Here is an 8615-nt window from a genome sequence, read left to right as displayed (position 1 = left end):
TTACGGGACCAGTCTGTCCAAAATCAGAAAGAATTCATCCATCAATTGTTTGGACTTGCAGCATAAGATACGATTCCGTTAGGAATATATGTGCTTTATTCTCCTATATTTTATTTTTGCACCAGAATCATGAGAAGGGAGTATGTGTCTATTTTACCGTTGTGAGCGGCAATAACAAAGTAAAACTGCCGAAGAACGGAACGGTTGTATTTGCTGGCGCGCCGAACTCGGAATTTGCAATCACGTTGAACTAGCTACAATTCTAGATGGACTTCAACAAAACCAGTACGACACAGAAGAGGTGTTTTGCTGGTTTTGTTTGTATTTACGTATGATCTTTACGAAGAGGCTTTCCACGAATAATATCACGCTCAAACTCTGCAAGAACAGCTAGCATACCAGTTCTGGGCAATCATCTTTTGCCCCACTCATCTTCTCGGTGTAAATACGTTCGCAGCCGGCATTATGATGTACAAGCCCTATACGATGCAGGAATTATCCGAGGTGTTTCGGCTACTAAGTTTAACCAACATGGCACACTCACACATCAACAGGCTGCACTTGTGTTAGAACGAACACTAGAATATCTAGGTGTAGAAAAAGAGTCAAATACAGGGCCCTACCACATACCCATCAACCTAAGATTTTGAAATAACCCCCAAAACGAAAATTTTATATCCCTACAGTTATTTATGAAAGTTCAATTCATTTTTTCATTTTGGGGAACAACCAACTTCTTAAGTTGATGGGCATGGGGTAGCACCGTACATCCATCAACTTAAGAAGAATAAACGCCACCAAAACAAAAAAAAGCCCCAAATTTTTCTTGAAAATAAATTAGGGCTCTTGAACCAGAAAAGTATATTTTTAACTATGAAAACTACGATAAATTTTTCCTTTTTTCCTACTTGCTAAATTCAGCAAGTAAAATATTTTTAAAAGGATCAGGATTGTCAGCTTTTCCTAAACTGTTAAAATTGACAGCTAACGTATGCTTACCTCCAAGTGTACCTCCAGCAAAAGTACTAAACCCTGGAATGCCACCTGAGTGCCCCCATATCGAGACACCGTTTGGAAGCCTAGTTTCATAGATTCCAAGACCATATCCGACGATTTCAGCACTTCCTGTAGGAACTGTAGTAAGCATTTGTTTTAGTTGCTGTTCCTTCAGTAATTTACCACTGAGTAAGTAAGAGAAGAATTTGTTTAAGTCGTCAGCAGTAGAAATCATATCTCCAGCCGAGCTACCTATACTTGGATTATAATACGTAATGTCTTTTAGCTCACTTGCTCCGTCTGGTTGGAAATATCCACGGGCATGGTTGGTGCCTGGAATAACGCTTGAATTGCCAGGTAGAAATGTATTTGACAATTCAAGTGGTTCAATAATTCGATTTTCAATCTCTTCCGCATAGCTGTTTCCAGTTACTTTTTCGATAAGGATACCCAGTAATACGTATCCTGTGTTTGAATAAGACCAGCCCTTTCCTGGGGCAAAGTCTGGGGGCAGCGAAAGTCCCAACTTCACTAGATCTTCAGCAGTAAACGATTTATTTCTATTCTTAAAAAAATCAGCTTCTTTTGTCCTTGAGTATTCAGCGATACCACTTGTATGGTTCAATATCTGCCGGATAGTAATCTGTTTAGCATCATATCGGTTTCCTTGAATAACACCAGGCAACCATTTTTCGATGGAATCGTCTAGATTCAGGCGATTCTCTCCAGCTAATTGAAGTACAACCGTTGCGGTGAACGTCTTCGTTACGCTGGCAATACGAAAGCGAAAATCTGTTTTCATTGGTTTCTTGGTGCTCAGATTCGCTACCCCAGCGGCATAACCCCACGTTTTTCCACCCTCATAGGTTTTAACAAGTATCCCCGGGAATCCAAGATGCAATGTATCTCGCATTGCTTGTTTGACGGAATTACGATCTCGTTGAGTGCTTGTGTGTGACGAACTAGATACATTTTCAGTGGACTCTGCTGTTACAATTGATGTTGGTGTTGTGTATAACAGGGAACTCCCAGCTATTAAAATGGCAAGACTTGCACATGTAATTTGACTACGTGTTTTCATAAGGCATTCCTCTCCTCTATTCATATTGTATAGGTGGTTGCTTGCTGTTTCATACTAACCACACAGCTATCATCTTCACCGATTACAAAAGGTCAACATTGAATTTGTAATCATCTTCATAAGTATTATTTTACCAACGCCATTCTGCCCTAACAAACGGTAAATCTCTCTTTTTCCACATGTTTGTAAACCACAGAAATTACTTCTTTTCCTTGAAACACTTTTGTTACTAGTTTGTTTTTCATATATAAGTCATATCTGTTCCGCCTTTCACGCCTCGTAATATTTTTATCCTATACAATGAAACTCTCTTTTTCCTTACCCATTCCTTACAAATTGCTTACGTTCAAAATAGATTCTATTTATTAATATTATTTAAAATCTGCGATACGATTTAATCTTAATTTAGTTGTTTTATAGAAATATTTCTGGTTTTCAGAAAATAATAATCGGAATATTCATTGTTTTCTATATTATTTTTAGAAAATAATCCCATTAATAGGAGTGTTATGATTTAATTGTTAGTCAATATCTCACTTTTAGAGCGTTAGTGTCTTTGAGAAAGTCTAAGCAAGCTATTGATTTCATTACCATCACAAACGAACTGCAAAAAAAGAATAGGGTTGAAGAGGCGGGAGAAGTCTCTTATTCCACCCAATTAGTTTCTATCGTCCCTATTTAGTAAACTTAAGGAGCTCGTTTTTATGAAAACTACCGAATCAAAAAGTCTATGGGGAAATACAATTTATTTACAAGTTTTCTCTGCATATTCACTGCTTATGCTCGGAGTATTTATTGACATGTTAGCCATTATGACCATTGTTAGTTTTGAATGGGAAGTAGACCCCATCATGATTGGATTAATTCCTGTTGCGTATGCACTTCCTGGGATTATATTTAGTTCATGGGCAGGCGTGATTGCTGATCGCTTTAGAAAAATTCCAATTATGATGTTTTGTAATCTAATGGTTGGTTTATTAACAATTGTTCTTTTATTTGTCCAAAATATTCATTGGCTTTTGTTAGCATTAATGGTTCGTTCCATTTTCACCGTTTTTTACTATCCTGCACAGCAAACACTAACACGACAGATTGTTTCTCCTGATCTGCTTACCAAAGCAGTAAGTATCAATGGGATAGTTGAGCAAGGAACCAAGATACTGGGCCCACTTATAGGAGGAATGTTGCTGAGCTGGTTTCAGCCAGAGTTTTGTCTGATTATAAGGGCAATATGCTGTTTACTAGCTGCTTTGGTTCTGTTGCCCACAATAAGGTTACAGGAATCTCTGTCAAGAGAACATATAGAAAAGAAACAGCAAAGTACTTGGACTGCTTGGTTACAAGGCTGGGGTTATGTATTATCCAATCGTATGATATTATCAACCATGATTTTCTTTACAATAGCTATGGCAGTATTACAATTAGTAGACTCACAGTTCCCTACTTTATTTAAGAGCTTGTTCCCAAATGATAAGAGTAAAATGGGATACATCATTTCTATTATTGGTCTTGGGGGAATAATTGGCGCATTCTTAACTCAGAAATTAAAACATTTTCAATATGGTTGGATAATATGTGGAGGTATTGCTTTAATGGGAATTGGCTTTGGAGGAATCAGTCTGATAACTCTGATAAGTCCTGATGCATCCCTCATTTTTGCCTATCTGATCAGTTTTATAGCTGGTATTGGAAGTGGACTTATGTTTGTATCCAATCAAGTCATTCTACAAATAGAATCTCATCAAGAACAGGTCGGAAGAGTATTTGGGATTCAAAGCAGTTTAGCAAATGCAGCCCTCATTATTTCTCCTGCTATGAGCGGTCCACTGGTTCACTTCTTCGGAGTAATTGAACTCTATTTTTATGTGGGTATTGGGCTCATCATCATTGCAGTAATTGGGGTTGCACTACAGAAATATTTATGGGTTACACATAAACAAGAACCTGTAAGAGTAAATAATTTTTGAAGGGAAGATTTTTTATGGCCAATGAGGAATGTTATCCGTTAAGTCATCCACAGAGGAGAATATGGTATACAGAAGTTATTCATTCCGGTAAAGGGATATGTAATTTAAGGTTTTTGTTTAAACTTCATAGAAAAATGGATTATTTAAAATTAAATCGAGTTGTGAATCGTGTTATTAGTGAAAATGATGGTCTTTGCATCAGATTAAAAGAAAATGGGCATCAGGAACCTGAACAATATTTTATTAAACATGAAGAACAAGAATTTGAGTTTTTCGATTTCAGTTCCGTGGAGGATTCAGATTTGCTTGAGAAATGGATTGAGCAGAAAACAAAAGAAACGTTTACATTATTTAATTCAGATTTATACTATTTCGCTTTAATAAAATTAAACGATAATGAATGTGCAGTCTTTGGGAATGTTCATCATATTATCATGGATGGTTTATCAATCCAAATATTTACCAGTCAGATTGTAAAATATTATTATGAGATGCATAACGAGACTGAGGAAGGCGAAATTAGAAATTCATATGTTCAATTTCTGGCCAATGAACAAACATACTTGAATAGTATTCGCTTTCAAAAAGATCAAAAATTCTGGTTAGAGGAATTTAAAACAATTCCATCTGTGACGGGATTGAAGCCTTATAATACGTACCAAGTTAGTACCAAAGCATCACGTGAAACGTTTATATTATCGGAGCATTTGAAGAAAAAGATAGAGTTATTTTCTGAAGATTATAAATTAAGTGTATATTCTCTTTTTGTTGCTGCTTTCTCATTGTCTATGTATCGGTGGACCTCATCGCTTGATATTGCATTAGGAATGGCTTATGGCAATCGTATGACTAAAATGGAACGGGAATTAATTGGAATGATGGTGAGTACGGTTCCTCTAAGAATGGATATGGATCCAGAAGAAGAAGTATTTTCATTTATTGGTAGGGTGTCCAGAAAACAAAGTAAATCATTACGACATCAGAAATACCCATTTGATTTGTTATTAAAGCAGATTAATAAAGAGAATAACAGCAATGTTAGACTTTTCGGAACTACGATTGATTATAGAGATCGTGATGAAAGTGGTGACTCACTTTGGATTCCAAATGGTGAAGAAATGCAAGATTTTGCAGTACATATTGAGAATTTGACTGATATAGACTCTTTACAAGTACATATTGACTATCGTAAAGAGCTATTTTCTAAAGAAGAGATAAACCGCTTTTTTAAAACCATGTTAGCAATAATAGAAAATACATTTAAAAACCCAAAGCAAAAGGTTTCTGAGATTGAAATTATTTCAGAAGAAGATAAAAGAAAAAGTTTAGTAGAGTTCAACAATCCTAAGCTTGATTTTCCACCTCAAGTAACTATTCATGAATTGTTCGAACAGCAAGCGATGATTTATCCAAATTCTATTGCAGTTACGTATGAAAAAGGAAAAGTTACTTATAGGGAGCTAAATGAACGTGCAAATCAGTTAGCTCATTATCTGCAGAAAAAAGGAGTAGGACCTGATACTTTAGTTGGGCTGTGTGTTGAACGTTCTCTAGAAATGATTGTAGGTATTTTAGGGATTTTGAAGGCTGGTGGAGCCTATGTTCCACTTGATCCAACATATCCAGAGCAGCGACTTCAATATATTTTAGAGGATGCTGGCATTCAGTTATTCGTAACGCAAGAAAGTTTAAAAGAATTGAAATGGTTACCAGAAAATATTAAATCGATTTGCCTGGATCGTGATAGAGATGAGATTGGGCAAGAAAGTAAGACCTTACCGTTTTCTGATGTAAGTTCTCAAAACCTAGCTTACGTAATCTATACTTCGGGATCAACAGGGAATCCAAAGGGCGTTATGATAGAGCATCACAATGTCATTCGTTTATTTAAATCGACGGACTGTTGGTATCAGTTTAATGAAAAAGACACTTGGACGCTTTTTCATTCTTATGCATTTGATTTCTCAGTATGGGAAATTTGGGGAGCATTATTATATGGTGGGAAATTAGTTGTTGTTCCGTACTGGATTAGTCGATCGCCCAAAGATTTCTATCAACTGTTAGTAAAGGAAGAAGTCACAGTTCTAAATCAAACACCTTCCGCATTTCGACAGTTAATACAGGTGTGTGAACAAGAAGATGAGAATAAAAACTTGCAGCTGCGTTATGTGATATTTGGTGGAGAAGCGTTAGAACCTATTAGCTTGTTACCGTGGTTTCAAAGGTATGGGGAGAAAAAACCGCAGCTAATTAATATGTATGGAATTACAGAAACTACCGTTCATGTTACATATTATCCAATTACTCAAGATGATGTGCAACATGCTTCAAGAAGTAATATCGGAAAGCGGATTCCAGATTTAGAAGTGTATATACTAGACGTTTATCAACAACCTGTACCTATAGGTGTAGATGGTGAGCTTTATATTGGCGGGGCAGGGCTTGCACGTGGGTATTTAAATCGACCTGAATTAACTGCAGAGCGCTTTATACCTCATCCATTTAGTAGTGATCCGAAAGCAAGATTATATCGGACAGGAGACTTAGCAAGGTATTTGCCAGATGGGAATCTGGATTATCGTGGAAGAATTGATCATCAGGTCAAAATACGTGGTTTCCGAATTGAGATTGGGGAGATTGAGTCTACTTTAAATGCATATGCATCTATAAAAGAGGCTGTTGTAATTGTTAGAGATGATCAACCGGGTGACAAACGATTAGTAGCATATGTTGTAGGAGATGGAAATGTAGGTGCGTGGCGAGAGTATCTTAAAGCGAAACTACCGAGCTATATGGTCCCTTCGAGATTTGTGACGATGGAAGCCATTCCACTAACAGCTAACGGTAAAGTTGATCGTGAGGTCTTACCTATGCCGGAGGAAGAGCAGACTAACAGTGAAGCTGTTGCCCCACGGAATAGTAACGAAAAGATACTGGCTACCATCTGGAAGCGAGTATTAGGTGTTAAAAAGGTAGGAATCCATGATAATTTCTTTGAAATTGGTGGCGACTCGATTCTCAGTATTCAAATCATATCTCAAGCAAGTCAAGAGGGATTAAAACTTACTCCAAAGCAAATGTTTGAATGCCCAACCATTGCCGAGTTGGCACAAGTGGCTATAGAAACGCAGGGAGTACAAGCGGAGCAGGGAATTGTGACAGGAGAAGTGCCCCTTACTCCAATTCAGTACTGGTTCTTCGAGCAAGAACATTCACGTCCGGAGCATTGGAATCAATCGATGCTTTTAAGAGTAAAAGAGAGATTGGACGTGAAGTTACTAGAAGGAGCGATCTTAAACTTACTAAAACATCATGATGCTTTACGTTTCCGGTACGAACAGTTACCAAATGGAACGTGGAGGCAGAGAAATGAAGGGACTGATGAGCATTCTGTACTTCATGTGGTAAAACGGAACAAAGCTAATGAACAAGCGTGGAATAAAGTAATACAAGAAGAGATGAACATTACTCAAACTAGTTTCAATTTAGTTACAGGTCCGTTAATGAGAGTAGTTTACTTTGAGGACACCTTGTCTGGAAATGATCGAATATTCTGGGTGATTCATCATTTAGTAGTAGATGGAGTATCGTGGAGAATTCTATTGGAAGATTTACAGGCGGTATATAACCAGATGAAACAAGGTCAAGGAGTTCGCCTACCTGCGAAAAGTACATCTTTTAAAGAGTGGTCGGAACGCCTGCAGGCATACAGTGATTCGGGTATTTCAAAAGAAGTACAAGATTATTGGAATGAACGGGTAGAAAAAGAAACGATGAAAATTCCAATGGACTATCCAATGCAAGAAACAACAGAAGAATCGATTGATCAAGTGACGAGGACTTTAGGAGTAGAAGAAACACATGCATTGTTACAAGAAGTTCCAGTGACTCATAAGACAAGGATTAATGAGGTACTATTGGCGGCATTAGGACAAGCTATCGTCGATTTTACAAATCAGCAAACGGTTTCTATTCATCTAGAAGGACACGGGAGAGAAGAGATGGTTGAAGGTATTGATCTATCACGGACAGTGGGCTGGTTCACGAGTATTTATCCTGTTCATCTGAATTTTCAAGGAACTAAAACACCTATTAAAGGATTAAAGGCTGTAAAAGATCAATTGCGTCAAATTCCGAATCGTGGAGTTGATTATGGTATTTTACGTTACTTGAAAAAAGAATTACTTCCGTTTTATCAGCAAAAGCCTTCAATAAGCTTTAACTATTTGGGCCAATTTGATCAAGTGTTTTCAAAAGAATCTTTGTTTATGCAAGAGACAGGGTTTACATTTTTAGATCATGCTCCAGATTCCAAGCCATCTCATCTAATTGAGGTTATCGGTATGGTAAAAGATGAGAAGTTACATTTTTTTTGGATATATAGTAGAAAACAGTTTTCTAGATTAAAAATTCAAGCGATAGCAGATGGTATGTTGAGGCATCTTCTTCAACTTATTAATAAACCAACAACAGAGTCAGCTTTTACAGTATCAGATTTTGCTGATGCTGAGGATCTTACGGAAGAAAGCTTGAGCAAAGTATTACTTAAATTAACAAAGAAGAGGGTGTAA

At 37.0% G+C, this 8615-nt stretch carries 4 protein-coding genes; 3 read left to right on the top strand and 1 reads right to left on the bottom strand.

Translation table 11 applies throughout. The features are described from left to right. Positions 1-904: 904 nt before the first annotated feature. Complete coding sequence (locus MR155_RS27215) at positions 905-2077, bottom strand: serine hydrolase domain-containing protein (RefSeq protein WP_242311570.1); 1173 nt, start codon at positions 2075-2077, stop codon at positions 905-907. 550 nt (positions 2078-2627) lie between these two features. On the opposite strand from MR155_RS27215, the gene MR155_RS32295 reads away from it, so the two are divergent. From MR155_RS32295 to MR155_RS27205, 3 genes are read left to right on the top strand one after another with little or no spacing between them, the layout of a single operon-like run. Next, on the top strand, positions 2628-2759 hold the full coding sequence (locus MR155_RS32295; RefSeq protein ID WP_003192741.1) for a DnaB-like helicase N-terminal domain-containing protein: 132 nt from the start codon (positions 2628-2630) through the stop codon (positions 2757-2759). Positions 2760-2781: 22 nt separating this feature from the next. Beyond that, positions 2782-4044 (top strand): MFS transporter, encoded by a 1263-nt coding sequence (locus tag MR155_RS27210; RefSeq protein ID WP_078205050.1) that lies wholly within the window; start codon positions 2782-2784, stop codon positions 4042-4044. A 14-nt stretch (positions 4045-4058) separates the two neighbouring features. Then, positions 4059-8615 (top strand): non-ribosomal peptide synthetase, encoded by a 4557-nt coding sequence (locus MR155_RS27205; RefSeq protein ID WP_242311569.1) that lies wholly within the window; start codon positions 4059-4061, stop codon positions 8613-8615.

It is taken from the genome of Bacillus cereus group sp. BfR-BA-01331 (genome assembly GCF_022663915.1).
Lineage (GTDB): Bacteria > Bacillota > Bacilli > Bacillales > Bacillaceae_G > Bacillus_A > Bacillus_A mycoides.
The sequence above is the reverse complement of the archived record's forward strand: the minus strand, read 5'-3'. Positions and strand labels throughout refer to the sequence as shown.

Bases quoted from the DNA above. Each gene is read 5' to 3' on its own strand.
- MR155_RS27205 (WP_242311569.1), top strand. From the start codon at position 4,059: ATGGCCAATGAGGAATGTTATCCGTTAAGTCATCCACAGAGGAGAATA.
- MR155_RS27210 (WP_078205050.1), top strand. From the start codon at position 2,782: ATGAAAACTACCGAATCAAAAAGTCTATGGGGAAATACAATTTATTTA.
- MR155_RS27215 (WP_242311570.1), bottom strand. From the start codon at position 2,077: ATGAAAACACGTAGTCAAATTACATGTGCAAGTCTTGCCATTTTAATA.